Below are 25229 nucleotides of genomic sequence, written 5' to 3' on the forward strand. Positions count from 1 at the left end.
TTTGGCGTTATGAAGCGCGGCGAAGGATAACAGCGGTGCTACTTCTTCGCGCCCGCCGCGGCCAGCACTTCCTGGTTCAGGCGCATGTATTCGGCTTTTGACACTTCGTTTTTATCGTCCTTCACAAATTCCAGCGACTTGTTGGCGGCGGCGATGGCCTCCGGGTTTTTGCCCTGCTTTTGCAGCAGTTTGGCCTTCCAGTAGTAGCCATAGTATTCTTTGGGGTTGGCTTTGATGTACTCATCGAGCCAGCCGATGGCGGGCGTGAGGTCTTTGCCGGTGTTGTAGTAATACTGCGCAGCCGTGACGTAGGGCTTCTTTTCGCCCTTCATGGCCTGCTCAATCTGGCCCATTACCACGCGGTCGGGGTCGGCGGTGAGGGGCAGCGCCACCTGCGTGCGGTCCCAGGTGATGACGAGGTCGGCGGAGGCGGGGCGGAGGTTTTCCACGGTCAGGCTCATGGTTTCGGCGGGGGTGGCCAGCTTCATCGGCTTCGCTTTCACGCGCAGCACGTCGAGGGCCTGCTTGTACTCGTAGGTGCCCCATTGGGCGGTGTCGCGGTTCAGGATGAAGGTCCACTCCTTGGCATCCGGGATGGCGAGCAGGGCGTAGGCACCGGCGGGCACGGCCTGCCCGTTGATTTTTACCTCCTCGCCGAAGCGCACTTTGGTGATGGTATTGGCCCCCGTGCGCCACACCGTACCGTTGGGCACCACGCCCCCGAAGGCCGTGCGGCCCCGCAGCGAGGGCCGCGAATACGTCAGGTCGATGTACGAGGTCGAAAATTCCTGGCGAATGTGGGTGGTGGGGCTCAGCGGCGGAATGCGGAACTTGGTTTGGGCCTGGGCCACGGGGGGGAGCAGCAGGCCAGCGGCGAGCAGGTGTAGGGCGTGTTTCATGAGTGCAAAGATGCTGATTCACCGCCGGGGTTGCGGGCAGTGGGGCCGCGCCAACCCGGCCGCGACCGAACAAGCCCGCCGCCAGCCCGTTACATCAAGTGGGGGCGATGCTACACGTTCCGCGTCCCCGCCGCAGACTTATGAAAATCCTGCTCACCGGGGCCACTGGCTACATTGGCCAGCGCCTGCTGCCGCTGCTGGCCGAAGCCGGCCACGACATCATTTGCCTGGTGCGCGACCCGCGCCGCTTTTCCCTCCCCGAAACGCTGCCCGAAGCCCTGCACCCGCAGGTAAACGTGGTAAAAGGCGACCTGCTTCGGCCCAAAACGCTGGCTGCCGTGCCCACTGATATCGACGCGGCCTACTACCTCGTACACTCCATGAGCGGCGGCAACGAGGACTTTTTTCAACAAGAGCAGCAGTCGGCGCAGCATTTTACCGACTACCTCAACACCACCACCGCCCGGCAGGTCATCTACCTATCCGGCATTGCCAACGACCACAACCTGAGCGTACACCTGCGCTCGCGCCGGGCCGTGGAGAACGTGCTGACGCACGCCACGCACGCCAAGCTCACGGTGTTGCGGGCCAGCATCATCATTGGGTCGGGGTCGGCCTCGTTTGAGATTATCCGCGATTTGGTGGAAAAGCTGCCCGTGATGGTGACGCCGCGCTGGCTGAACTCGCGCTGCCAGCCCATTGGCATCCGCGACATCATGTTCTACCTCACCGAAGTGCTGGATAATGAAGCCTGCTTCGGCCGGGCCTTTGATGTGGGCGGACCGGACGTGCTGACGTACCGCCAGATGCTGCTGGGCCTAGCCGCCGAGCGCGGCTACAAGCGCTGGATTGTGACGGTGCCCGTGCTCACGCCCCGGCTGTCGTCGTGGTGGCTGTATCTGGTCACGAGCACCACCTTTTCATTGGCCCAAAGCCTGGTTGAGAGCCTGAAAAACGACACCGTGTGCGACCCCGCCAAGAGCATTGCCACCGTGGTGCCACACACTTGCATGAACTACCGCGCCGCCCTGGCCCTGGCCTTCCAGCGCATCGAGCAAAACGAAGTGGTGAGCAGCTGGAGCGACGCCCTGAGTTCCGGGGTGATGCGCCAGAACTACATGGATGCCATCCAGATTCCAAAAAACGGCATGTTCTTCGACCGCCAGCTCATGCCTTTTCATCGGCCGGTAGCGGAAGTAATGGACAATATCTGGCGCATCGGCGGGGAGCGGGGCTGGTATAAAACCGACTGGCTCTGGCGCATCCGGGGGCTCATGGACAAGGCTGTGGGGGGCGTGGGCCTGCGCCGGGGCCGCCGCTCGCCCTCCCGCCTGCGCGCCGGCGACCCGCTCGATTTCTGGCGCGTGCTGGTGGCCGACCGCGCCGGCCGCCGCCTGCTGCTGTACGCCGAAATGAAGCTACCCGGCGAGGCCTGGCTGCAGTTCCGCATCGTGGACCAGCCCGATGGTACGCCCGCCGTGGAGCAGCTGGCCGCCTACCGCCCGCGCGGCCTGGCGGGGCGGCTGTACTGGTATTCGGTGCTGCCCTTCCACGGCATTATTTTCAAGGGCATGGTGAAGAACCTGGTGGAATATGGGGAATCAGACCAACCTGCTAATCATGAACCGGCAGCGGCGGCCACGCTTTAGCAGCTCATCCACAAATGCGCGGGCACTTAGAACCGCGCCGCCACCGTCACATATCCCGAGCGGCCGATGCTGGGAATGATGCCCGGGCCCGGATATTCGTCGGTGCGGCGGGTGAAGTAGCGGGCATCGGTGAGGTTGTTCAGGCCGGCTTTGAGTTCGATGCGGGGCGTGAAATGGTAGGCGGCCGAGAGGTCCCACACGGCGTAGGCGGGCACAAGGCCTTGCAGGGGGTTGTCGTTGTCGGGCGTACGCACGTTGTTGGCTTCGCCGAACGAGTCGCCGGTGTAGCTGTACTGGCCCGTGATGCTGAACGGCCCGTAGCCGTAGGTGAGTCCCACGCGCTCGATGATTTTGGGCGCATACTCTACCCGCTTACCGCTGAATTCGCCGCTCACATAGCGGGCATCCACATAAGCCAGCGAGTTGAACACGCTCAGCCGGTGGCGCGAGCCGGGGGCCAGCTGCTTCAGGGGGCTGATTTCGACGTAGGTTTCCAGGCCCTTGTGCTCCGAATCGGCCACGTTGGTACGCAACGAATAGGTCTGGCCCGTGCGGGCATCGATGGCCGCAATGGTGCCAATGCGGCGGTTGTACTTCAGGAAAAACCCGCCCACATCGAAATTCAGCCACTGGCCCACTGTGCCCCGATAGCCGAGGTCGGCGTTGTAGCCGTTGCTGTCCTTCAGGTTGGGGTCGATTTTGGACGTGACCCCGAAAGGCTGCAAAGCCGAGTAATCGATGGGCCGGTAAGCCTGCGACACGTTGCCGTAGACCGCCGTGCTGCTGCTGGCCTTGAACTCGGCCCCCACCCCAAACAGCAGGAAAGAGCGGCTGCGGGCCTCATCCGTGGTCAGCAGGTCGCCGTCCTCCTCCTCCTTATAGCCTTTGGCCTGTGAGCGCAGGTACTCAAAACGCACACCCGGCGTGAGCGAAAGCCGGTCGGTGAGCCGCAGCACAGTTTCGGCGAATGGCGCGAAGTTCTGGGTCCGGAACTCAAAATCGTACTCGTACGGCCCGCCGTAAAGGTTCAAATCGTAGTTCGAGCCCGTGGAGCCCGGCCCGCCGCCCTGCCGGTGCATGAAGCCGGTGAAATAGCGCACGCCCACGGCCAGCGTATTATCGAGGCCCAGCAGCGAGTAGTCGGTGCGTACCCGCAGCTCGTTGGTGAGGCTGCGGAACCGCTCGTTTTCGACCTCGCGCGGCACAAACTCGCCGGTGGCGCGGTCCACGGTGTCGGGGGCCGCCGCGCCGCCGTCCTCGTTGCGCCACACCAGGGCGCGGCCACTGAGGTTGCCCGACGTTTTCAGACTGATAAGCGTGCGCGGCGACACCTGGTAGTCGGCCGTGAGCGTCAGCACGTTCCAGGGGCTGGTGAGCCAGTTGCGGGCGCGGGTACTCTGGCGGCTGTTGTGGTCGAACTGTTCGTCGGTGAGGCCGCCGGGCATCTGAATGCGGTTGCGCAGGAGCGAATACTCCAGGCCCAGCGTCAGCTTGTCGGTGGCCTGGTAGTGCAGGCCCGCATAGGCCGTACCCTGACGCAGCGCCGAGTTGGGCCGCCAGCCATCCTGCCGCCGAAACTGGCCGTAGGCGTAGTAATTCAACTTCCCAACCTGTCCGCCCACGCTGGCCAGCGAGTTGAACAGCCCGAACGAGCCGCCCGTCTGGCGCAGGCCCAATTCAAACTTTTTATCCTGAGCGCCGCGCCGCATCACGTAGTTCACCGTGCCGCCAAACTGCGGGCCGAATTGCAGCGAGGCCGCGCCACGCGTCACCTCAATACGCTCCACGGCCTCCATCGCGGGCAGGTAGTAGGTTTCGGGGTAGCCGTAGAGGTCGGCCGTGATGTTGTAGCCATTTTGGCGCACGTTCATTTCCACGCTCTGCACGGGGTTGAGGCCGCGCAGGCCAATGCCGTTGGCCGGGAAGCCCGAGCCTTCGGTTTCGGAGAAGTTCATTCCCGGAATGCGGCCCAGAATCTGGCGCGGGTTGTTCAGCGCCGTGTTGGCATCGAGCGAGTCGAGCACCAGCACCTCGGTTTTCTTACCGGCATAAATCACCGCGCCGCCCACTTCACCCAGATTGCCCAGGCCGTTTTTCGACTTCAGCCCCAGCACCTGTACTTCATCCAGCTTCTGACTTTTCAGAGCCGGAGCTTCCTGGGCAAAAGCAGAAAAACTGCCAACAACGAGGCCCAACAGGGCTATGGAAGAAATGCGCATGCTTATTTGGATTGATTCTAAACAACCGCAAAGGTAGAGTCCGGCCGGGACTACACCAACGCTTGTTAAGAATTAATCTAAATAAGGAGGCCTTCTACCCAAATACTGGCACCACGCGCCCTTCCTCCACCTTCAGCGCGGCATCGTATTTCTTACCGGTTTTGGCTGAAAGGAAGCCCTTGATAAGGCTCGTTTCTCCCTTACGCAACAACTGCTTGAGTTGCGTCTCCGTCAGGGCTTTGCCGCCCCACTCGAAGGCCACGCGGAACTGGCAGTCCTCGCGGAAGCGCGAGCAGCCGTAGGCCGTCTTGCCCTTGAGCATGGTGCCGAGCTTGCACACCGGGCACGGAATCAGGCCCGAGTCGGGCGCGGCGCCGGGCTTGCTGTCGGCCACTTGCAGCAGCATGGGCTGGAAGGCGGTATCGAGCCCGATGGCGGCGTCGAACTTCTGGCCCTCAGCCCCGATGAAGCCTTTCATCACGGGCGTGCGGCCTTTGGCGAGCAGGGCTTTCACCTGCGGGTCGCTCAGTTTTTTGCCGTGTACCTCAGCGGGCAGCCGGAACGTACAGCCCTCGCGGAAGCGCACGCAGCCGAAGGCGGTTTTGCCGCGCACGACGTGGCCGGTCTTGCAGGCCGGGCAGTAGCCGAGGCCGTTGGCACCGGGCAACTGGGCCGGGCCAGCAGCTTTCGGCCCATTGGCACCCGTCATGCCGGCGGGTACTTTGCTGGTGCCGGCCTGGACCTGCTGCACGGCCAGTTCCGCGCTGCCCGACGTGACCATGCGGCCCCGGTTGTCCTGCTTCACCTCCTGCACCATCTCGCGCACCAGGGCCGAAAGCTCACCCAGGAAGCCCTCCGACGACAGCTCGCCGCGCTCAATCTGGCGCAGCTTGTGCTCCCACTGGCCCGTGAGCTCGGCCGATTTCAGGGTGGGGTTGCGGATGAGGCCAATCAGCTCCACGCCCGTGGGGGTGGGGATGATGCGCTTCTTTTCGCGCTTGATGTAATTGCGCTTGAACAGCGTTTCGATGATGGCGGCGCGGGTACTGGGGCGTCCGATGCCGTTTTCCTTCATGGCCTGGCGTAACTCCTCGTCGTCGATGTTGCGGCCGGCCGTTTCCATACCGCGCAGCAGCGTGGCTTCGGTGTAGTCCTTGGGCGGCTGGGTCATCTTGCTTTCCAGGCGCGGGTCGTGGGGGCCGCTTTCGCCCTGCACGAAGTTGGGCAGGACGGTAGAAACGGCATCATCGTCGGATTCAGCGGCCGCGCCGGCGGCTCCGGGGACGGGCGCGGGTTTGGGCGCGGCCTGCTGGGTGGGGTCGCCGTAGACGACGCGCCAGCCGGGGTTCAGAATCTGGCGGCCGCGCACGCGGAAGGGGCGCTCAGCGGCTTCGGCCAGCACGGTGGTGTTGCTCACCTCGCAATCGGGGTAGAAGGCGGCGATGAAACGGCGCGTGATGATGTCGTAGACGCTGGTTTCCATGCCGCCGCCGGGGCCGGCCGCGCCCGTCGGGATGATGGCGTGGTGGTCGGTGACTTTGTTGTTGTTGAAAACCTTGGGGGTCTTCGGAATCTTGACGGCCAGCAGCGGCGCGGTCAGCGCATCGTAGCCGCGAATGCCGCGCAGGATGCCGGGGATTTTCGGGTACTGGTCGTCGGGCAGGAAGGTGGTATCGACGCGGGGGTAGCTCACGGCCTTCTTTTCGTACAGGCTCTGCACAATTTTCAGCGTGTCCTCGGCGGATAAACCCAGCTGGTTGTTGCACTGCACCTGCAACGAGGTCAAATCGAACATGCGCGGCGGGGATTCGCGGCCTTTTTTGATTTCCACATCGGTCACGCGTAGCGGGGCGGGGCGCACGGCTTCCAGCGCTTCTTTTGCTTCTTCTTCGGTCACGAAATAGCCCAGGGCGCGCAAGCGGCTTTTGGTATCGGGCGCGGCGTCGGCGTCTTTGGCCTTGTCGGGTGCGGCCATGTGGCTGAACAGGGTGCCCCGGTATTCAGTCTTCAATACCCAATACGGCTCGGAGCGGAAGTTCTGGATTTCGTGCCAGCGCTCCACCAGCAGGGCCAGCGTGGGGGTTTGCACCCGCCCGATGCTCAGCAGCTGCTTGTCCTGGTAGGTGGTGTATTTGAGGGTGAAAAGACGCGTGGCGTTTAGGCCGAGCAGCCAGTCGCCCACGGCGCGGCTCTTGCCGGCTTGGTACAGCGAGTCGAATTCCTTGGCCTCGCGCAGGTTAGCAAAGCCCTGCCGGATGGCTTCCTCGGTGAGCGACGAAATCCAAAGCCGCTTCACCGGCTTGCGGCACTTTGCCTCCATCAACACCCAGCGCTGAATCACCTCGCCTTCCTGCCCGGCGTCGCCGCAGTTGATGACTTCCGTGGCCTCGTCCACCAGCTTCTTAATGGTCTGGAACTGGCGCACCACGCCGTCGTCGCGGCGCATGAGCTTGATGCCGAACGAATCGGGAATCATGGGCAGGTTGTGCAGGTTCCAGCGCTTCCACTCGGGCTGGTAGTCGTCGGGCTCCTTGAGCTGGCAGAAGTGGCCGAAGGTCCAGGTGACCTGGTAGCCGTTGCCTTCCATGTAGCCGTCCATGCGGCGGGTAGCGCCCAGCACGGTGGCAATCTCACGCGCCACGCTGGGCTTTTCGGCAATGCAAACTATCACGTAATTCGGGTTGATTGGAGGGCTTCGCCGAGGGGGTTTCGGCGTGCGGAATCAACAAAAATACGCTGCAAAAAGGTCGTTTGCCTGTAGCATACGCTTTAGCGTGTGCTACAATTCATCCAGCTCGGCCTGCAGGTTCCGGCGGGCGGCGGCGTCCAGCTCGGCCCGCCAGGCGGGCGTGTGAAATAGCACCGGCGCGGCCAGCATGGTGGCCAGCACCTTGCGGCGGCCGGGGCGATAAAGCAGCAGCGGCACCCGGCGGTATTCGCGGCGGATTTGCCGGGCGTATTCGCGGTACACGTCGGCGGGCGCGCCCAGAATGCTCAGGTCGGCATCGAGGAAGGCCAGCAGGTCGGCATCATCGGGCGGCTGGGGCAGGGTGTGGTTGGCGGTGCGGTTGATGAGGAAGGCCACACGCTGCTGCCGGGCGGGCTCCAACGTCGAATGCTGGAGAAACTGAAGCGCCTCGGCGGCGCTGCGGGCTTCATTATCGGATTTCAGCGCGTGGTACACGGCATCGTGAAACCAGACGGCCAACTCCACCACGGGGCGGTCCTGCAAATCGGCGGCATCGAGGCGGTGCAATAGGTTTTCGAGGTGCTGGAGGGTGTGGTAGTGGCGCGTGGGGGCCTGGTAAGCCGCAGCCAGGCGCTGAAATTCGGCTTCGCGACGGGCCGCGTCGGGCACGAAGGGGGCCGTGAGGCGGTGCCAGCGGGCGGAGAAGTCGGGGGTCATCAAGTTGTTCAATGGTTCTACTCGTTGCGCTCGGGCACCAACTAAAGCGTAGGCTAAGGCTACGTGGCTCGCAGGCTACTTGCCCAGCACCGCCAGCAGCTCGCGATGCAGCGCCTGGGCCAAATATCGGGCTTCGTCCAGGCGCGACTCGGTGTAGCGCTGGGCTTCAGCGGTGTCGGCGGTGGCTTCCCATTCGTTGAGCGCGGCCAGGGTGGCGAGGCGGGTGAGGGACTGCTGCACGGTGGCATCGAGGCGGGGGAGCAGGGCTTCCGATACCGTGAAGCCGGTGGCCAGGGCAGCTTGCAGGCGCAGCAGCTCCTGGGCTACCTGGGCCAGGTCGCGTAGCAAGTGGCCCTCCGAGGGGCTGAGCTGGCGGGGGCGGCGGTCCATGATGCAGAGGCTGCCCACGGCCAGGCCGCCAGGGGTGCGCAGGGCCTGGCCGGCGTAGAAGCCGAGGTGCATTTGCTGGGCCACGTAGGGGTTGACGAGCGCGCAGGGCGCGGCGGCCACGTCGCGGAACTCGGTAAGGTCGTCGCTGAGGATGGCCACCGAGCACATGCTGTCCTGGCGGTCCACCACTTGGGCTTCGGGCAAGCCTTCGTTGCCGATGAACACCACGTCATCGGCCCGCACCAGGCTCACGAGGGCAATGGGCATGTCGAAGAGCTTGGCCACGATGCTCACAAAATCATTGAACACCTCCTGCCCCGGCGTACCCAGCACCTGGTAGGGCTGCAGGGCCGCCAGGCGCTCGTGTTCGTGCGAAGGTATCAGGCCGGGGTACTGGGTGGTGTCCATTGATAAGCGGAGGAATACTGCCGCCAACTACTTGAACAGGGCATAAGTTTGGCGATGTGTGCAAACGTAAATGTACCGCGCCAGGCATGAGCAATGGCTGAACGCCGGTACGCGCGTACCGCGCCCGTTTACGGCCGGCGGAGCCCACAGTACGCGCGTACCCTGCCCATTTCCGTCCGGATGAGCCCGTGGTACGCGCGTAGCACGGCCATTTCCATGAGGCGGAGCCCGTGGTACGCGCGTACCACGCCCATTTCCGTCCGGCGGAGCCTCTGGTACGCGCGTACCGAAGCCATTTCGGCACAAAAAAGCCCGTGGTACGCGCGTACCACGGGCTTTTTTGTTTCTGGCAGCGGCTAAGCTTCCGGCGTGCCTTTCATGCCTTTTGGCACTTTGGGGCCGCTTGACTTTGACACCAGCGCATTGCTGAAATCAAAAAACGGGGCCGCCCGCTCCGGCTGCTTGGCGAATTCGAGCAGCAGCGTGAGGTAGACGTGGAACAGGGCCAGGCAGGTGGTTTCGCGGCCGTCGTGCAGGTCGATGCGCTGGGTGCCGGCGATTTTGGCCATGCCATCGGCGCGGCGCAGCGAGGCCGAGAGGGCTTCGAGCACCTTGCGGCCCTCCGTGCGCTGGGGCGAGGTGAAGGCCGTAGGCCGGGCATCGAGGGCATCGAGAAAGGCCGTGAAGGCATCTTCCACCTTGGTCTGGGTGCTTTTGGTGAGGGCGGCGCGGCCCTTGGGGAAGAGGGCCAGCAGGTCGGGGCTGCCCGCTTCGTAGGTGGGATTGATGACCTTGCGCTCCATCCGCTTCACGTAGGCCTTGAAGTCTTCCAGGGCCTGGGCCAGGGTGCTGGTGCTGGCCTGGCCCTCGCCGGAAAGCTGGCCGGCGTGGGTGGCGCGGTAGTCGGTGAGGGCCACGTCGAGGGCATCGGCCACGGCGCTGTACTTGCCGCCGGCGGCCTGCCGGAGGGCCTGGAGGGTGAAGGCGGCCATGTCGGCAAACTGGTCGCGGTTGAGGCGCAGGTTCTCGAAGAAATTCTCGAACCGGGCGGCGTATTTGGCTTGGGCCATGCGGTAGATGGGGGTTGGTTTGGTGAGGCAACGGCCCGGCAGTTTGCCCGGCCGGGCGGAAGGTAGCGCAAACCGGTGGCTTTGCGACCGGCCGCCCCGGCCGCGCCACGCAAAAAGCGGGGCACCTCTTGCGAAGCGCCCCGCCCGCCCACCGGCCGGCCAGCAAGTAGGGGGTTAAAAGATGCGGTAAAACAGCGTTTTGCCGTTGCCGCTACCGCCGCTGCCGGTGGTGGTGATGTGGCCGGTATTGCCGTTGCCGTCGTAGCCGCTGGCTTTGTTGCTGTTCGAGGTGCAGCTCGTGACGGTGTGCGCGATGGTCTGGCCGGCGCTGCCCAGCTTGAAGCCGTTGCCGTCGCCGCTGCCACCGTAGCCGTTATTGGTCGAAGTGCAGCTCGTGATTTTCACGGTATAGGGCTGGCCGTAGAGGTCCCAGCCATCGTCGGAATTATGGTTGGCAGTGCAGTGGTCGAACTTGTTGTTGGCCCCGGCCGAGAGCTTGCAGGCAAAGCCGTCGGCGTTTTCGCCGCCGTTGGCCGTGTCGAAGTTCTCGGTGGAGGTGCAGTAGGTGATGTTGTCGTCGTGCGCGCCGTTGTACACCTGCAGGCCCGAGTCCTTGTTGGCCGTCGTGGTCACGTTGTTGGCGTAGTTATAGCCGCCAATTTGGAAAACCAGCCCACAGTCCGGCGCGTTCTTGATGGTCATGTTGGTGATGTTCCAGTAGCTCCCGTTCACCTTCACGCCCCAGCCCGAGGGCACCCCGGAGCAATCCAGCGTGCCGCCCGTGAAGTTGATTTTGGCGCTGGACGTACCGCTGCGCAGCAATTGCAGCGTGCTGGTGAGCCGAATGGTGCCGCTCACGGTGATAACGTCGCCGGGATTGGCGGCGGCAATGGCGTTTTTCAGGGCTGTTTCGGTGGTCACCGTGGTGCTCACATCGGCGCTGGCCGTGGTAGCGGCGAGGGGTTTCCCATCGGCCGATGGGTCGTTGGTTTTGGAGCACGCGGCCAGGGCTGCGGCAAGTAAGAGAATGGCGGGAATTCTTTTCATAGAAGACGGTTTTGATTAGGATGAAAAGGCGTAACTAACGGGCCGATTGGGTGGCCAAACGTAGGCTGTTCCGGCCGCGCCGCAAGCTGTTTTCCGGCATTAAACTGCGCAATCGATGCCGGCATCGATACCGGTATCGATTGCATGACGGCGGCTCAATTATTGCTCCGTGATATAGCAGTATTTCAAAGCTATAACCCCGTCCGGCTGGCCCACCCCGCCGCTGTGGGCCGGGTGCCCACCCACGGCCCCCACAACCGGCCGCCGGGGCCGCCGTAGAACCGGCACACCTTTTCCCTCCCATTTTTATGGCCCGTATCATCGTTGGTTTATTCACCAGCACTTCCGAAGCCGAGTTTGCCGTGGCCCAGGCGCAGGCCGCCGGCCTCGCCCCCGGCAGCATCAACCTGGCCACCCGGCAAACCCTGCAAGCCCAGCACCTGCCCGACGCCGGCGCGCCCGCCGAACCCTTCCGCACGGGCGTGACGCGGTTTTTCACGGACCTGTTCAGCGGCAGTACGCTCGATGATGCGCCGGCCTACATCGCCGCCACCGGTCCCGAGCACGCCGTAGTCACCATTGAAACCGCCACCGGAGAAGAATCCGAGTTGGCCCGCGCCGTCCTCGACCGCTGTGGGGCCGTGGACGTGTACAAGCAGCGCCCCCTCAGCCCCACCGCCGCCCCCACCGCCGGCGGAGTGGACCTCGAAGGCGACCTTGACCGGGTGCGCGACGATGAGGAGCTGGACGCCAACGGGCTGACCACGCACTAATGCCCCCGGTCCGACCGCTTAGGGCGGTCGGACCGGGGGCATTAGTCTTGCTTCGCGGCCTCCTGCGCCGGCCGCAGCTTGCTGTTCCGCTTCCCGTACCCGAAGTAGATGACCATGCCAATGGCCAGCCACACGATGAGGCGCAGCCATGTTTCCCAAGGCAGCGAGGCCATCATCACCAGGCACACCACGATGCCCAGAATGGGCACCACCGGCACCCACGGCGTGCGGAAGGGGCGCGGCGCGTCGGGGTTGGACCTGCGCATGATGAGCACGCCGAGGCACACCATCACAAAGGCCAGCAGCGTGCCGATGCTCGTCATCTCGCCCACTACCGCGATGGGCACGAAGCCCGCGAACACCGCAATGAAGCACCCCAGCAGCAGGCTGGACTGAAACGGCGTGTTGAATTTCGGGTGCAAGCGCGAGAACACCGGCGGCAGCAGCCCATCCTTCGACATCGAGAAAAACACCCGCGACTGCCCCAGCAAATCCACCAATATCACGGACGTATAGCCGATGAGAATGGCCAGAATCACGGCCGAGCTGAGCCAGGCATAGGGCGTTTTCTCGATGGCAATGGCCACCGGCGCGGCGCTGTTCTTGAACTCAGTGTAGTTGGCCAAACCGGTCAAGACGTGCCCGAATAGCACGAACAAAACGGTGCATACAGCCAGCGAACCCAGAATGCCAATGGGCATATTGCGCTGCGGGTTCTTGGTTTCCTGGGCCATGGTGGCCACAATATCGAAGCCAATAAAGACGAAGAATATCACGCCCGCCCCGCGCAGGATGCCGCTCAGGCCGAACTCGCCAAACGTGCCCGTGTTAGCCGGGATGTAGGGTTGGTAGTTGGCCGGGTCAATGTACTTCCAGCCCAGCGCGATGAACACCAGCACCACGGCCACCTTCAAGGCCACCACCAGCGCGTTGAACCACGCCGACCCTTTCGTGCCCCGCGTGACGATGGCCGTAATGGCCAGCACGATGAGCATGGCTGGCACGTTTACGAAGCCGTGTACGGTGCTGCCATCGGCCAGCGTGGCCGACTCGAACGGCGACATCACCAGCCGCGCCGGGATGTGCAGCCCGTATTTACTCAGGAACTTGATGAGGTACTGCGACCAGCTGATGGCCACCGTAGCCGCCCCTACCGAGTATTCGAGCACCAAATCCCAGCCGATAATCCAGGCAAACAGCTCGCCCATGGTGGCATACGAATACGTGTAGGCCGAGCCCGAAACCGGCACCATCGCTGCAAATTCGGCGTAGCACAGCGCCGAGAAGGCGCAGCCCACGGCGGCCACCACGAAGGAAAGCGTCACGGCCGGCCCCGCGTTGTTGGCCGCCGCGATGCCGGTGAGCGAGAACAGGCCCGCCCCAATAATGACCCCGATGCCAATGGCAATCAGGCTCACGCCGTTCAGGCTGCGCTTGAGGGTGTTCGCCCCCGTTTCGGCCGCTTCCGCTCGGAGCAGCTCCAGTGATTTTTTCAACATAATGAGATAGAAACGCGCCACGCTACCGCCCCAATCGGAGCAGCCGTGCCGCAAAGCAAAAAACCCGTAAAAAAGGAATGAAAATGCGCCGGCCGTAGCTTCAGCTACGCGGCGCTACGGCCCGCAATCAACAGCAACAACAGCCCGCGACCATCGGTCCTGTCATCAACAAACGGACACAAAAAACACCAGGAAAAGCAAGCGAGGCAGCAGGAACGGCAGGCACGGCAGTTGTTTTTATATAATCAGGAGTTGGCACCATACCCACGGTTGCGGGTGGTTGCCGGCGCGTCATTGAGCCTGTCTCTCAGCGCCTCTGTATAAAAACAATCCTTCGGGGAGAAAGAATTGATGCCGCAAAGGTAATGCCGGATGCGTACCCCGCCGGCGGTTTGGGCAAAAAATAGACCGTCAGGCCGAGCGCAGCCGAGGCATCTCGCGTGCAGAAGCAAACCAATCGTTGAAAAAGGTTACTACCACACGCGAGATGCCTCGGCTGCGCCCGGCATGACGGTCGTGAGAATCACCCCGCTGACCTCCCCCTCCTACCGCCGCAGCGCCAGCCGCACGCCGGCCATCAACCAGCGGCCGGGCATCTGGGCACCGAGCAGGTCGGAATACTTCGCGTCGAACAGGTTCTGGGCCTGGCCCACCACCCAGAGGCGCTCGGGCAGCAGCGCCACATCAAGGCGGCCATTGATGACCACGTAATCGGGCGTGAGCTGGGCATCGTTCACGGTGGCACTGGCTACAGTCTGCTGGCTGGCGCGCTGCTTGTATACCCCGCCCAGGCTGGCCGTGAAGCGACGATGCACCAGGCTCACATTGCCGCTAACGAGCTGTTTCGCCACGTTGCTCAGGTATTGCGATACAATGTTGCCGTCCACGTTCAGGTGGGTATAGGTGTAGCCCACGCTGCCTTCAAGGCGCAGGCCCTCACTCAACTGGGCGCGGGTACTGGCTTCGAATTCGAGGCCCTGCGTGCTCACGGCAAACAGGTTTTGGGCGTAGCGGTAAGTGCTGGCAGGGTTGAGATTGGTGAAGCCGGTGCCGGCCTGCACCTCGCTGCCGTGCGTACTCACGTAATCAATCAGGTTCCGGCCATAGCGGTTGAAGTAGGTGCCGCGCAGCGTCAGGGCCGGGCCCACCACGTAGTCGAGACCGCCCTCGTAGCTCCAGGTGCGCTCAGCTTCGAGGCCGGGATTGCCCACGTTGAAGCCGTTGGGTACGGTACCGGGCCGGATGGCCGAGTTGTACTGCTCGGTGAAGTTGGCCGCCCGGATGGCGCGGCCCACGGCGGCGCGCACCGTCAGCTTCTCACCCAGCAGCTGGCTGGCGGTGAGTTGGGGCAGCACCTCGGTCCCGTAGGCTTGGTCGTGGTCAAGGCGCAGGGCGGCGGTCAGGTTCAGGCCGGCGGCGGGCATGAGGCCGGCCACGGCGAACGCGCCTTGGTGCCACACGGCGTGGTCGCCGCGGTCGTTGCTGCGCACGCTGCGGCGGTCGGCTTGGCCGCCCAAAGTCAGCTGTACCTTATCGGAGAAGCGCAGTTGGTGCTGGGCCTGCACGTTGAGGTAGTGCATGAGGTGGTCGCTGGCCGCCGAAGTGGGCGTGTACACGTAATAGTCGGTGCTAGACGTACCCACCAGCTGCAATTCGGTACGGGCGCGGGCGTTCCAGTCGTAGCGTATTTGTCCCTGGTACCAGTCGCGCGAGGTGGTTTCGCGGGCGCGGTCGCCGGCGTTGGTCGTGTAGAAATTCTGGGCGTTGTAGTCGCGGCGGTCGAAGCTGGCGCGGGCGGCGGCGCTCAGCTTGTTGTTGATTTGGTAAGCGCCCGAGAGCGAGTAGGTGTTCAGCTTGAAGTCGTTGCGCAGGCCGCCGGGTAGGTTCAGCAGCTGGCCGCTGGCCGTGTTGTTGAGGATGCCGCCGGCCAGCCGCAGGCCCTTGTCCTGGCCGTAGAAGCCAGCATTGGTGGTTTTCAGGTCGTACTCACCGGCCATGAACGTGCCGCCCACTTCCACGCCATCGGGCCGGTGGGTGGCGGCGAAGGTTTTGGTAACGATGTTCACGAAGCCGCCCACGGCGTCGGGGCCGTAGAGGGCCGCGCCGGGGCCGCGCACCACTTCAATCTGCTCAATTTCGGCCGGCGTGATGGGCAGGTAGCCGGCGAAGTGGCCGGTGAGCGGGTCGTTCAGCCGCATGCCATCCAGAAGAATGAGTACTTGGTTGAAAGTAGAACCCCGCAGCGTGATATCGGCCTGGGTGCCAAAGTTGCCCCGGCTCTGCATCTCAATCGCAGGCAGCAGCCGCAGCAAATCATCGAGCGACGAAACCGGGTACTGAGCGAGCGTGCGGCCGGGCACCACAGTCACGTAGCGGCCGGTTTGGCCCGCCACCTGGTTGAGACGGGTACCGTACACGGTCACCTCGTTCAGGGCGCGGGTGCTGTCGGCCAGTGTGCTCTGGGCGAGGGCGTTAAAAGTAAAAAGGGAGCAGAAAAGGGGGGCGGTGTAGCGAGTGAGTCGCATTCATAAGGGAGTTGGTGGGGGTGCAAAGCTACCGTAGCGCGGACTTTGTAGTCCGCGTCCCCGCGCCGTTCGGGTATCGTTCCGGGACGCGGACTACAAAGTCCGCGCTACTTTCGCCCTTGCGTCAGGCAACGTTGACATCCCGCCCGCGTCCTTCGCGCGAAACTCACTTTTTCTCATTTCGTTTCTCTATAAAGCACCTTTTCGCATTAGGCCTATTGGGTCTGGCGGCCACCACCCCGGCTTTCGCGCAGGCTCCCACCCCGCCGGCTGCCAAGCCCGAATCTCCCTACCGCGCCTCGGCAACCAAGGTCAACGACCTGGTACACACCAAGCTCGACGTGCGTTTCGACTATGCCAAGCGCTACCTATATGGCAAGGCATGGGTCACGCTCAAGCCCCACGCCTACCCCACTGACTCGCTTCGCCTCGACGCCAAAGGCATGGACATCAAGGCCGTGGCGCTGATGAACGGCGCCCAGCAGACCCCGCTCAAGTACGACTACGCCGATGGGATGAACCTGCGCATCAGCCTAGGCCGCGTATTTAAGCCGGGCGAGGAATACACGATTTACATCGACTACGTGTCGAAGCCCGACGAGCTGAAAGTGAAGGGCTCGGCCGCCATTACCGACGCCAAGGGGCTGTATTTCATCAATCCCGACAGCGCAGTGGCCGGCAAGCCGGTGCAAATCTGGACGCAGGGCGAGACGGAAGGCTCGTCGGCCTGGTTCCCGACCATCGACCGGCCCAACCAGAAAACCACCGAGGAAATCTCGATGACCGTACCCGCCAAGTACGTCACGCTCAGCAACGGCCGCATGGTGAGCAGCACGCCCGCCGGCCCCGGCCTGCGCACCGACGTGTGGAAAATGGAGCTGCCCCACGCCCCGTATCTGTTCATGATGGCGGTGGGCGACTTCAAAGTCTACAAGGATACTTGGCGCGGCAAGGAGGTTAATTATTACCTCGAACCCAAGTACGCGCCCTTCGCCAAGCAGATTTTTGGCAATACGCCCGACATGTTGGAGTTCTACTCCAACCGCCTCGGCGTGGAATATCCGTGGAATAAATACAGCCAGATTGTGGCCCGCGACTACGTGAGCGGGGCCATGGAAAACACCACCGCCACTCTGCACGGCGAGCAGGTGCAAATGACCGACCGCGAGCTGATTGACCGCGAATACGGCTCCGAATCGGTGATTGCGCACGAACTGTTTCACCAGTGGTTCGGCGACTACGTGACGGCCGAAAGCTGGTCCAACATCACCGTGAACGAGACGATGGCCGACTTCTCGGAAGGCCTCTACGCCGAGCACAAGTACGGCAAGGATGCCGCCGATGCCCACTACTACCGCTACCTGCGCCGCTACCTGAGTTCGCCCCGTGATGCCACCAAAAACCTGGTGCGCTTTCATTACGACGAGCAGGAGGAAGTTTTCGACCTCGTGAGCTACCAGAAAGGCGGGGCCATCATGGACATGCTGCGCACCTACCTGGGCGACGACGTATTCTTCGCCGGCCTCCAGAAATACCTCAAGGATAACGCCCTCGGCAACGGCGAGGCGCACCAGATGCGCCTGGCGTTTGAGGCCGTATCGGGCCAGGATTTGAACTGGTTCTGGAACCAGTGGTACTTCGCGCCCGGCCACCCGGTCGTCACCATCGACTACGCCTGGGATGCGGCCAAGAAGGCCGAAACCGTAACCGTGAAGCAGACCCAGACCGGCCAGACCTTCCGCCTGCCTTTCACCATCGACTACTACGCGGGCGGCAAGGTGCTGCACCAGCCCGTGACCATGACGGAGGCCACCCAGACCTTCACCATGCCCCTTTCGGCCAAGCCCGACCTGGTGAACGTGGACGCCAACAAGAAAACGTTGTGGCTGAAAACCGACAATAAATCAGTGGCCGAATACGCCTTCCAGTACGCCCACGCGCCCCTGTTCGTGGACCGGCTGGAAGCCATCGTAGCGGGCGCTAAGGAGCAAGCCACCAATGCTGCCGCCCGTGGCATATTACTGGCTGCCCTCAACGATAAGTTCTCAGGACTTCGTCTTGGCAGCCTGGAAGCGCTGAAGCTCGACGACAAAGCCGTTGCCAAAGCCACGACGCCCGCCTTACGCAAGCTGGCAGCTACTGAGAAAACGCCAGCCGTTGTAGCTCAGCTGCTGAAGGACCTGGCCGTCCTGAAGGACAAGAAAGACGAAAAGCTATTCACGCAACAGCTTAATAGTCAATCTTACACCGTGCAGGGTGCTGCCCTGCGTGCCCTGGCCGTGGTGCAGCCGGCCCAGGCCCTGGCCCGTGCCAAAGCACTGGAAAATGACAGCCAAAGTGCCCTCGCGCAAGCCGTGGTGGCTACTTATGCTCAGGCTGGCGGTGCCGCCGAATGGGCTTACGTGCGCGACAAGTTCGACGCTGCCCGCCCCCAGGCCAAGTTCAGCCTAGCCGAGCCCATGGCCGGCATGATGGGCCGCCTCGAAGACCCGGTTGCCTTTGCCGAAGGCGTAACCCGCCTGCGCGACCTTGGCATGAAATACAAGTCCTACGGGGCCGACCGCATGGTGACGACCCTGCTCCAGACCGCCAACAAAGCCCAGGCTGGCCGCGCCCACGCCGCCGAAGCCCAGGCCGCCGTCGACAAAGCCACTCAGGAATTACAAGCCGCCAAGTAATCTGGCTCACCTGTCCGAACATCAAAAAAGGCCTGCCGCAATGCGCGGCAGGCCTTTTTTGTGGGTAGTTGGTAGCTATCGGAGAAAACGGAACGTTGAATTGGCTTACTTGCTTTCGACTGATTCTTCCGGGGCCGGGTCGTGCTTGGGGCCTGCGTAGGCATTGGCGTCTTCGTCTTTTTGGTCGCTGTCGCCTTCGTGGTCGTGGTCGATGGCCTCGGTGGCGTAAATGTGCTCCATGTCGGTCATCACATCCTCGCCGTCTACGTTCAGGTCTTTCAGCACGCCATCGGCGATGTCGTAGACGAGGCCGTGCAGGCGGGGCGGGTTGTCGCCGCGCATGGCATTCTGGATGATGTTGGTTTTGGCTAGGTTGCGCACCTGCTCAATCACGTTCAACTCCACGAGGCGGCGCAGGCGCGAGGTTTCGTCCTTCTCGCGCAGGTACTCGGTTTCGTGCAGCCGGATAACGTCGCGGATGTTCACCAACCAGTTGTCAATCAGGCCATATTGCTTGTTGGCCGCCGCCGCCGCCACCCCACCGCAGCCGTAATGGCCGCACACCAGAATATCCTGCACGCCCAGCACTTCCACGGCGTATTGCAGCACGCTCAGCAGGTTCATGTCGGAATGCACCACCAGGTTGGCGATGTTGCGGTGTACAAACATCTCGCCCGGCCCCGTGCCGGTGATGCCGGAGGCCGGCACCCGCGAATCGGAGCAGCCAATGAACAGGTACTTCGGCTTCTGCCCGTTGGCCAGGCGCTGGAAAAATTCGGGGTCCTCGGCATTTTTCGAGGCCACCCATTGCTTGTTATTTTCGAGAATTTCGCTGATGCCAGCCATAGTAAAAAGTAGGTAAGTTGAAAGCTGGCCGCCGCCGGGGCAGACTACCAGCCTCAGAAAACGCCCGAGCCTGAGCGGCCCGGTCACAGTAGGCTAATGCGACGGCAAGGTAGCGCCAATTCGTTTTGCCTGAATTTTACGGAAAGTCCGGCCGCACCGTTCAGGCGCTGCGGCGGCGGTAGCCACTGAGGCTGCCATTGGCCGCGCGGCTGGTGATGAGCGGCCACGTCCCGCGCGAAATCGTGAGCTTGGGCACCGCCGCCACCGGGTGCGTTTCGTAGATGCTGGCCCAGCCGGCGAGCAGCCGCGAATCGACGTTCAGGTTGCGGAGCTGGCCGGTGGTCTGGTCGTACACGAGGCCGTGGAGGCGCAGCGTGCGGCCGTCCTGCGTGGCATTCTGGATGAGGTTGGTTTTGGCCAGGTTGCGCACCTGCTCCACCACGTTCAGCTCCACCAGCCGGCGCAGGCGGGCCGCGTCGTCGCCGATGCGGAGCAGTTCCTTCTCATGCAGCCGCACCACATCGCGGACGTGCGTGAGCCAACTATCGAGCAGGCCGAACTGCTGGTACGAAATGGCCGCAGCCACCCCGGCGCAATCGTAATTGCCGCACACGATAACATCTTCAATATCCGTGTTTTGCACCGCGTATTGCAGCACGCTCAACAGGCTCATATCGGAGTTCACCACTAGGTTGGCCACGTTGCTGTGGGTCAGCACTTCGCCGGGCTTCAGGCCGAGCAACTCACTGGCCGGCACGCCCAAATCGGAGCAGCTGATGAACAGGTATTTTGGGGCGGAGCCGGCGGTGCGCTTGGTGAAATGGGCCGGGTCCTGGCTGGTTTTCTTAGCCGCCCAACGGTGGTTTTTTTCCAGCAGCTGATTGATGGCAGTCATAGAAACAGGAAAAGTGAGAGGTGATAATGGTAATTTTAATGCAGCTACAACCCGGCTCCTAATGCGCCCCCAGCGCTACCCGCCGGATGCCGCGCAGCTCCAGCTCGATGCCCCGCGCCGGGGCGGCTTGCCGGAAAGCCTCAATGGCTTCGAGCACGTCATGGTCAATCACGTCGGAGCGGGTGCCGTCGAGGATGACGCGGCTGTTGGTGGGCAACTGCTCCAAGGTGGTCACGATGCTGGCTTTGTTGAGGAAAGAAACGTGTTCGGGCAGGCGCAGGTGGAGCAGGCCACCTTCCTCGCCTTCAGCCGCATCGGCCGCCTCGTCGCGGCGCAAATAGGAGCCGGCCTTGGCATTATCGCGTAGAATAAAGAAGAAACCCAGCACCAGCCCGATGCTCACGCCTTTCAGCAAATCGGTGAAGAGCACGGCCACAATGGTGATAATGAAGGGAATGAACTGCTCGCGGCCCAGCTGCCACTGCTTGCGGTAGAGCGCCGGCGTGGTCAGCTTGAAGCCCACCAGCAGCAGCACCGCCGCCAGCGCCGACAGCGGAATCAGGTTCAGCACCGCGCCCAGAAACAGCAGGCTCGTGAGCAGCAGCAGGCCGTGGATGAAGGCCGACATCTTGCTCTGCGCGCCGGCCGCCACGTTGGCCGACGAGCGCACGATAACCGCCGTGAGCGGCAGCCCGCCCAGCAGCCCACTCACCAGGTTGCCCGCGCCTTGCGCCAGCAGCTCGCGGTTGGTGGGCGTGTGGCGCTTCTGCGGGTCGAGGTTGTCCACGGCCTCCACGCTGAGCAGCGTTTCGAGCGAGGCCACGATGGCGATGGTGAAGGCCACGCCGTAGGTGGCGGGGTTGCGCAGAGCGTTGAAATCGGGGAAAGTCATTTCGCCGGCCAGCTGGCCCAGCGACGACAGCACCGGCAGCTTCACCAAGTGCTCGGGGCGTACCTGCAGGTCGGGGGCCACGGCTTTCAGGAGCTGGTTGATGCCCACGGCGGCCAGCACGGCCACCAGCGCGCCCGGCACCAGCCGCGCCCAGGGCTGCCGACGAATCGGGGCGGTATTCCACAGCAGCAAGATAACCAGCGACACCACGCCCACCAGCACCGAGCCGGGGCTCAGCCCTTTCATGGCCGCGCCAATGGCTGAAAACGTATTTAGCCCATTGAACTGCAGAAAGTTCATGTCCTCGAAATAGTCAGCATCGGCCCCAAAGAAGTGCGGCATCTGCTTCAAAATCAGGATGATGCCAATGGCCGCCAGCATACCGCGAATAACGGCTGCCGGGAAGTAAAGGGCAATGATTCCCGCCCGGGCCAGCCCCAGAATAATCTGGATTACGCCCGCCACCGCCGTGGCCGCCAGCACCGCCGGCCACGAGCCCAGGGTGGAAATAGCCGATAGCACCACCACCGTGAGGCCAGCCGCCGGCCCGCTCACGCTCACCGCCGAGCCGCTGAGCAAGCTCACCACCAGCCCGCCCACGATGCCGGCAATCACGCCCGCCAGCAGCGGCGCACCCGAGGCCAGCGAAATGCCCAAGCAAAGCGGCAGCGCCACCAGAAACACCACCAGCCCCGCCGGCGCATCCTGTCCAATGGTGCTGAACAGCGACGACTTGGGCTGGGGGGTAGCCGGGGGGCCGGGCGGCGCGATGGGCGTACCGGTGCGGGCCGGCGAAGAAATTACCTGAGTCATAACCTTTGTTTACAGATAGCCCGCCAACAGCTGGAAGACTTTCTCGACACAAGGTTACGCGGACGTTATTAAGGCCGAATTAAAGGCAAATTAAAAGGAAGTTAAAACCAGAAAACAGGTCCTAATTAGACGGAATCGGCCATTCCATCCACACCTGCGTGCCCTGGCCAGGCTCACTTTCCACGCGCACCGTACCGCCGTGCAACGCCATGATGCGGGCCGCCAGCGGCAACCCGATGCCGTGCCCCGGCACCGCCCGCGCCGAGGCCGCCCGGAAAAACGGCACGAACACCTGCTGCAAATCCGCAACGGAGAGGCCCGGTCCTTCGTCGCTAACCAGCAGCGAAAGATTCTTGCGGCGGCGGGCCAGCGTGGCCGTTACGGTGCCGCCGGCTTGCGTCGAAAACTTGCAGGCATTGTCCAGCACGTTGAGGATGGCCGAAAGCAGCAACGCCTCGTTGCCGCGCACGGTAAAGGATTCGGCCTCGCCAAAATCGAGGTCGACGCGGCAGGTGGGGTGGCGGCGCAGCAGCTGCTCGTGAGCCTGTAGCAGCAGGTCATCGAGGCTGACGGCGGCCATGGGCACCTGCGAGGGGTCATCGGAAGCGCGGGCAATTTGCAGCAGGCCATTGGTGAGGCTGTTGAGCTGTCGGGCCGAATCGAGGGTGCTTTGCAGCACGCGGCGGTACTCGGCGGGCGGCCGCTCGGCTTGCAGCAACGCCACTTCCAACTCGCCGATGAGGGCAGTGAGCGGCGTGCGCAGCTCGTGCGAGGCATCGCGCACAAAGGTGCGCTGGCCCACGAAAGCCGCTTCCAAGCGGTCGAGCAACCGGTTGAAGCGCTGGGTGAGCAGGCCGATTTCATCCGAGGTTTCGCCGGTGCGGGTTAGGCGCTGGCTCAGGTCGGTGGCCGTGATGCCGTCTACTTCGCGCACCATGCGGCGCAGTGGGCGCAGCGCCCGTCCGGCAAAAAACCAGCTGCCCGCCCCCGCCGCCGCCACCGCCACCAGAAACCCTAGCGCCAGCAGTCGCCGCAGCTCGTCGAGCTGCTGGCGGCTGTCCTCATCCACCGACGAGGCCACCACTACCAACGGCCCCCGGCTGGCATCGCGGTAGAGCAGGCCCACGGTTTCGTGGTAGTTGGTTTCGGGTTCGAGCACGGCCTGGCCGGTGCGGCGCACCTCGGCCAGCCAGGCGGGCGGCGCGGGCCGGGCCGCCCCCTGCCCTTCCCGAAAAACCAGCTGATTTTTAGCGTTATACACGCGGCCCTGCTCGGCGGGCAGCGTGCGGTAGAGCTGGCGCAGGTAGCGCCGGTAGGAAGCTTCTTCGCCGGCATCGGCGCGGCCTTCCTGCCCGGCCACGTAGGCGTGCCCCACCACCAGCGTCCGCTTGAACAGGCTCTGGGTGAACTCATTCCGGCGCGACTGCTGGGTGGCGAAGTAGATTACCAGCGCAAACAGCAGCAGCGTCACGGCCAGAATGGACCCGAACTGCAACGCAAGGCGAAGGCGAATGGACATGGACGGGGTGGCTTACGGATTAGCAGAACGTCATGCTTCGGCTGCGCTCAGCATGACGTTCTGCTTTTTTATTTATGCATCAACCTTTCACCCCTCATTCTTCATTACGTACCCCATCCCCACCAGCGTGTGAATCAGCTTGGGCTCGAAGCCCTTATCCACTTTCTTCCGCAGGAAATTGATGTACACGTCAATCACGTTCGAGCCCGTATCGAAGCTCAAATCCCAGACGTGCTCCAATAAATCGGCCCGCGAAACCACGCGGTTCTGGTTGCGCAGCAGATACTCCAGCAGCGCAAACTCGCGGGCCGTGAGCTGAATGGCCTGGCCGGCGCGCTCCACGCGCTTGGCGCTGGGGTCGAGGGTGAGGTCGGCGAGGTGGAGGACGGCTTTGGGGGCGGGGGCTTCGGTGCGGCGGCGCACGAGGGCGCGCAGGCGGGCCAGCAGCTCATCGAAGGCGAAGGGCTTGACGAGATAATCATCGGCGCCGGCATCGAGGCCCCGGATTTTATCGTCGGTTTCGCCCAGGGCGGTGAGCATGAGGATGGGCACGCCGGAGTCGTGGGCGCGCACCTGCCGGCACACTTCGAGGCCGCTGAGGCCGGGCAGCATCTGGTCCAGTATCAGGCAGTCGTAGCGGGTTGACTGAGCGCGGCGCAGGCCCAGCAGGCCGTCGGCGGCGAGGTCGACGGTGTAGTCCTGCTCCGTCAGGCCCTGGTGCAGGAAGGCCGCTACCGAGGGTTCGTCTTCAACTAAAAGGATTTTCATGGGACGGGAAGGTAGCGCCGTTTCGGAAAACGGGCCGCGTGGGTGGCTATTGGCGGGCCAGCGCATAGCGGGTATTTAGGCCAACGTTTTCAACCGTTAAAAGCGTTGTATTTATGGCAATACAGCCGATTTATCACTTCCCGTATCCCTCGCGGCTTAAGTTTTGAAGTGCCCACTAGAATTTCATCCCAGCTTCATTCCCCTTGATTTCTAATCGTCCACCGCGCACCGGTTGTGCTTAGCCGATGCCACGACTTTATCAATTCCCACCCTTGACAAAACACAGACGAAAAGCAGCCGTAGGCAAATAGCAGTATCCACAACCTCTAGCTTTTCCGCCCCTATGAGCCAAGTTACCCAAGCCCCGCTAGGACGCCCGCCGGTGCCCCTGGCCCCCACCCAGCCCGTCAGCCTCCACATCAACGGCCAGACGCACACCCTGCAAATCGCGCCCTGGACCACCCTGCTCGACGCCCTGCGCGAGTACCTCGACCTGACCGGCACCAAAAAAGGATGCGACCACGGCCAATGCGGGGCCTGCACAGTGCTGGTCGATGGGAAGCGCATCAATTCCTGTCTCTCGCTGGCCGTGATGCACGACGAGTCGCAAATCACAACCATCGAAGGCCTCGGTACTGAGGACAAGTTAAGCCCGCTGCAACAGGCGTTCATCGACCACGACGCTTTTCAATGCGGCTACTGCACACCAGGCCAGATTTGCTCGGCCCAAGGGCTGATTAACGAAGGCAAGGCCAAAACTGAAGCCGAAGTGCGCGAGCTGATGAGCGGCAACATCTGCCGCTGCGGGGCCTACAGCAACATTTTGAGCGCGGTGATGGAAGTGGTGAATATTCAGAAATCAGAGCCAAGAACATAGAGCTTAGACAAAGTCGATTTCGGAATTGGTAAAATCAGCCATTTGAGCTCTAAGTT

Annotated in this window: 18 protein-coding genes and 1 riboswitch; of the genes, 4 read left to right on the forward strand and 14 right to left on the reverse strand. The window is 63.0% G+C overall.

The window, feature by feature from the left end; genetic code table 11:
- Positions 1 to 38: 38 nt before the first annotated feature.
- Positions 39 to 899: a DUF2911 domain-containing protein gene (locus ACVWYF_RS03215; protein ID WP_457064543.1), complete on the reverse strand. Its 861-nt coding sequence runs from the start codon at positions 897 to 899 to the stop codon at positions 39 to 41.
- Positions 900 to 1039: 140 nt separating this feature from the next.
- Between ACVWYF_RS03215 and ACVWYF_RS03220 the strand changes: the two genes are divergently transcribed.
- On the forward strand, positions 1040 to 2548 hold the full coding sequence (locus ACVWYF_RS03220) for an SDR family oxidoreductase (protein WP_457064545.1): 1509 nt from the start codon (positions 1040 to 1042) through the stop codon (positions 2546 to 2548).
- A gap of 26 nt (positions 2549 to 2574) precedes the next feature.
- Here ACVWYF_RS03220 and ACVWYF_RS03225 read toward each other — a convergent pair whose 3' ends face one another.
- The 6 genes from ACVWYF_RS03225 to ACVWYF_RS03250 form a co-directional block, all read right to left on the reverse strand.
- Positions 2575 to 4767 carry a TonB-dependent receptor family protein gene (locus ACVWYF_RS03225; protein ID WP_457064547.1) on the reverse strand — a complete coding sequence of 731 codons (2193 nt, stop codon included), beginning with the start codon at positions 4765 to 4767 and terminating at the stop codon, positions 2575 to 2577.
- Positions 4768 to 4861: 94 nt separating this feature from the next.
- Complete coding sequence (locus tag ACVWYF_RS03230; RefSeq protein ID WP_457064548.1) at positions 4862 to 7438, reverse strand: DNA topoisomerase 3; 2577 nt, start codon at positions 7436 to 7438, stop codon at positions 4862 to 4864.
- 108 nt (positions 7439 to 7546) lie between these two features.
- The gene (locus tag ACVWYF_RS03235; protein WP_457064550.1) at positions 7547 to 8173 is read right to left on the reverse strand and encodes an HD domain-containing protein; all 627 of its coding nucleotides are present in this window, start codon (positions 8171 to 8173) and stop codon (positions 7547 to 7549) included.
- Between the two features lie 75 nt (positions 8174 to 8248).
- Positions 8249 to 8971, reverse strand: coding sequence for a GAF domain-containing protein (locus ACVWYF_RS03240; RefSeq protein ID WP_457064552.1), 723 nt, complete (start codon positions 8969 to 8971; stop codon positions 8249 to 8251).
- A gap of 356 nt (positions 8972 to 9327) precedes the next feature.
- The gene (locus ACVWYF_RS03245) at positions 9328 to 10041 is read right to left on the reverse strand and encodes a hypothetical protein (protein ID WP_457064555.1); all 714 of its coding nucleotides are present in this window, start codon (positions 10039 to 10041) and stop codon (positions 9328 to 9330) included.
- 174 nt (positions 10042 to 10215) lie between these two features.
- Positions 10216 to 11088, reverse strand: coding sequence for a right-handed parallel beta-helix repeat-containing protein (locus ACVWYF_RS03250; protein ID WP_457064557.1), 873 nt, complete (start codon positions 11086 to 11088; stop codon positions 10216 to 10218).
- Between the two features lie 308 nt (positions 11089 to 11396).
- On the opposite strand from ACVWYF_RS03250, the gene ACVWYF_RS03255 reads away from it, so the two are divergent.
- Entirely contained in the window at positions 11397 to 11861 is a 465-nt protein-coding gene (locus tag ACVWYF_RS03255) for a hypothetical protein (protein WP_457064559.1), read from the forward strand.
- A gap of 41 nt (positions 11862 to 11902) precedes the next feature.
- Here ACVWYF_RS03255 and ACVWYF_RS03260 read toward each other — a convergent pair whose 3' ends face one another.
- Both ACVWYF_RS03260 and ACVWYF_RS03265 read right to left on the reverse strand, forming a co-directional pair.
- The gene (locus ACVWYF_RS03260; RefSeq protein ID WP_457064561.1) at positions 11903 to 13360 is read right to left on the reverse strand and encodes an amino acid permease; all 1458 of its coding nucleotides are present in this window, start codon (positions 13358 to 13360) and stop codon (positions 11903 to 11905) included.
- 234 nt (positions 13361 to 13594) lie between these two features.
- Positions 13595 to 13687, reverse strand: a riboswitch (SAM riboswitch).
- A gap of 218 nt (positions 13688 to 13905) precedes the next feature.
- Positions 13906 to 15885, reverse strand: a complete 1980-nt coding sequence (locus ACVWYF_RS03265; protein WP_457064563.1) for a TonB-dependent receptor plug domain-containing protein — start codon at positions 15883 to 15885, stop codon at positions 13906 to 13908.
- 218 nt (positions 15886 to 16103) lie between these two features.
- Here ACVWYF_RS03265 and ACVWYF_RS03270 point away from each other — a divergent pair, with 218 nt between their 5' ends.
- Positions 16104 to 18563 (forward strand): M1 family aminopeptidase, encoded by a 2460-nt coding sequence (locus ACVWYF_RS03270; RefSeq protein ID WP_457064565.1) that lies wholly within the window; start codon positions 16104 to 16106, stop codon positions 18561 to 18563.
- A 105-nt stretch (positions 18564 to 18668) separates the two neighbouring features.
- Here the strand turns inward: ACVWYF_RS03270 and ACVWYF_RS03275 are convergent, their stop codons facing one another.
- The 5 genes from ACVWYF_RS03275 to ACVWYF_RS03295 all read right to left on the reverse strand — a co-directional run bounded on the left by ACVWYF_RS03275 (position 18669) and on the right by ACVWYF_RS03295 (position 24296).
- The gene (locus ACVWYF_RS03275) at positions 18669 to 19409 is read right to left on the reverse strand and encodes a carbonic anhydrase (RefSeq protein ID WP_457064567.1); all 741 of its coding nucleotides are present in this window, start codon (positions 19407 to 19409) and stop codon (positions 18669 to 18671) included.
- Positions 19410 to 19569: 160 nt separating this feature from the next.
- Positions 19570 to 20304: a carbonic anhydrase gene (locus ACVWYF_RS03280; protein WP_457064569.1), complete on the reverse strand. Its 735-nt coding sequence runs from the start codon at positions 20302 to 20304 to the stop codon at positions 19570 to 19572.
- A 58-nt stretch (positions 20305 to 20362) separates the two neighbouring features.
- Positions 20363 to 22009: a SulP family inorganic anion transporter gene (locus tag ACVWYF_RS03285; protein ID WP_457064571.1), complete on the reverse strand. Its 1647-nt coding sequence runs from the start codon at positions 22007 to 22009 to the stop codon at positions 20363 to 20365.
- Positions 22010 to 22130: 121 nt separating this feature from the next.
- On the reverse strand, positions 22131 to 23528 hold the full coding sequence (locus ACVWYF_RS03290; RefSeq protein WP_457064573.1) for an ATP-binding protein: 1398 nt from the start codon (positions 23526 to 23528) through the stop codon (positions 22131 to 22133).
- Between the two features lie 87 nt (positions 23529 to 23615).
- On the reverse strand, positions 23616 to 24296 hold the full coding sequence (locus ACVWYF_RS03295; protein ID WP_457064575.1) for a response regulator transcription factor: 681 nt from the start codon (positions 24294 to 24296) through the stop codon (positions 23616 to 23618).
- Positions 24297 to 24639: 343 nt separating this feature from the next.
- Between ACVWYF_RS03295 and ACVWYF_RS03300 the strand changes: the two genes are divergently transcribed.
- The gene (locus ACVWYF_RS03300) at positions 24640 to 25173 is read left to right on the forward strand and encodes a (2Fe-2S)-binding protein (RefSeq protein WP_457064577.1); all 534 of its coding nucleotides are present in this window, start codon (positions 24640 to 24642) and stop codon (positions 25171 to 25173) included.
- The last annotated feature ends 56 nt before the right edge of the window (positions 25174 to 25229 follow it).

This window comes from Hymenobacter sp. UYAg731, assembly GCF_054061335.1.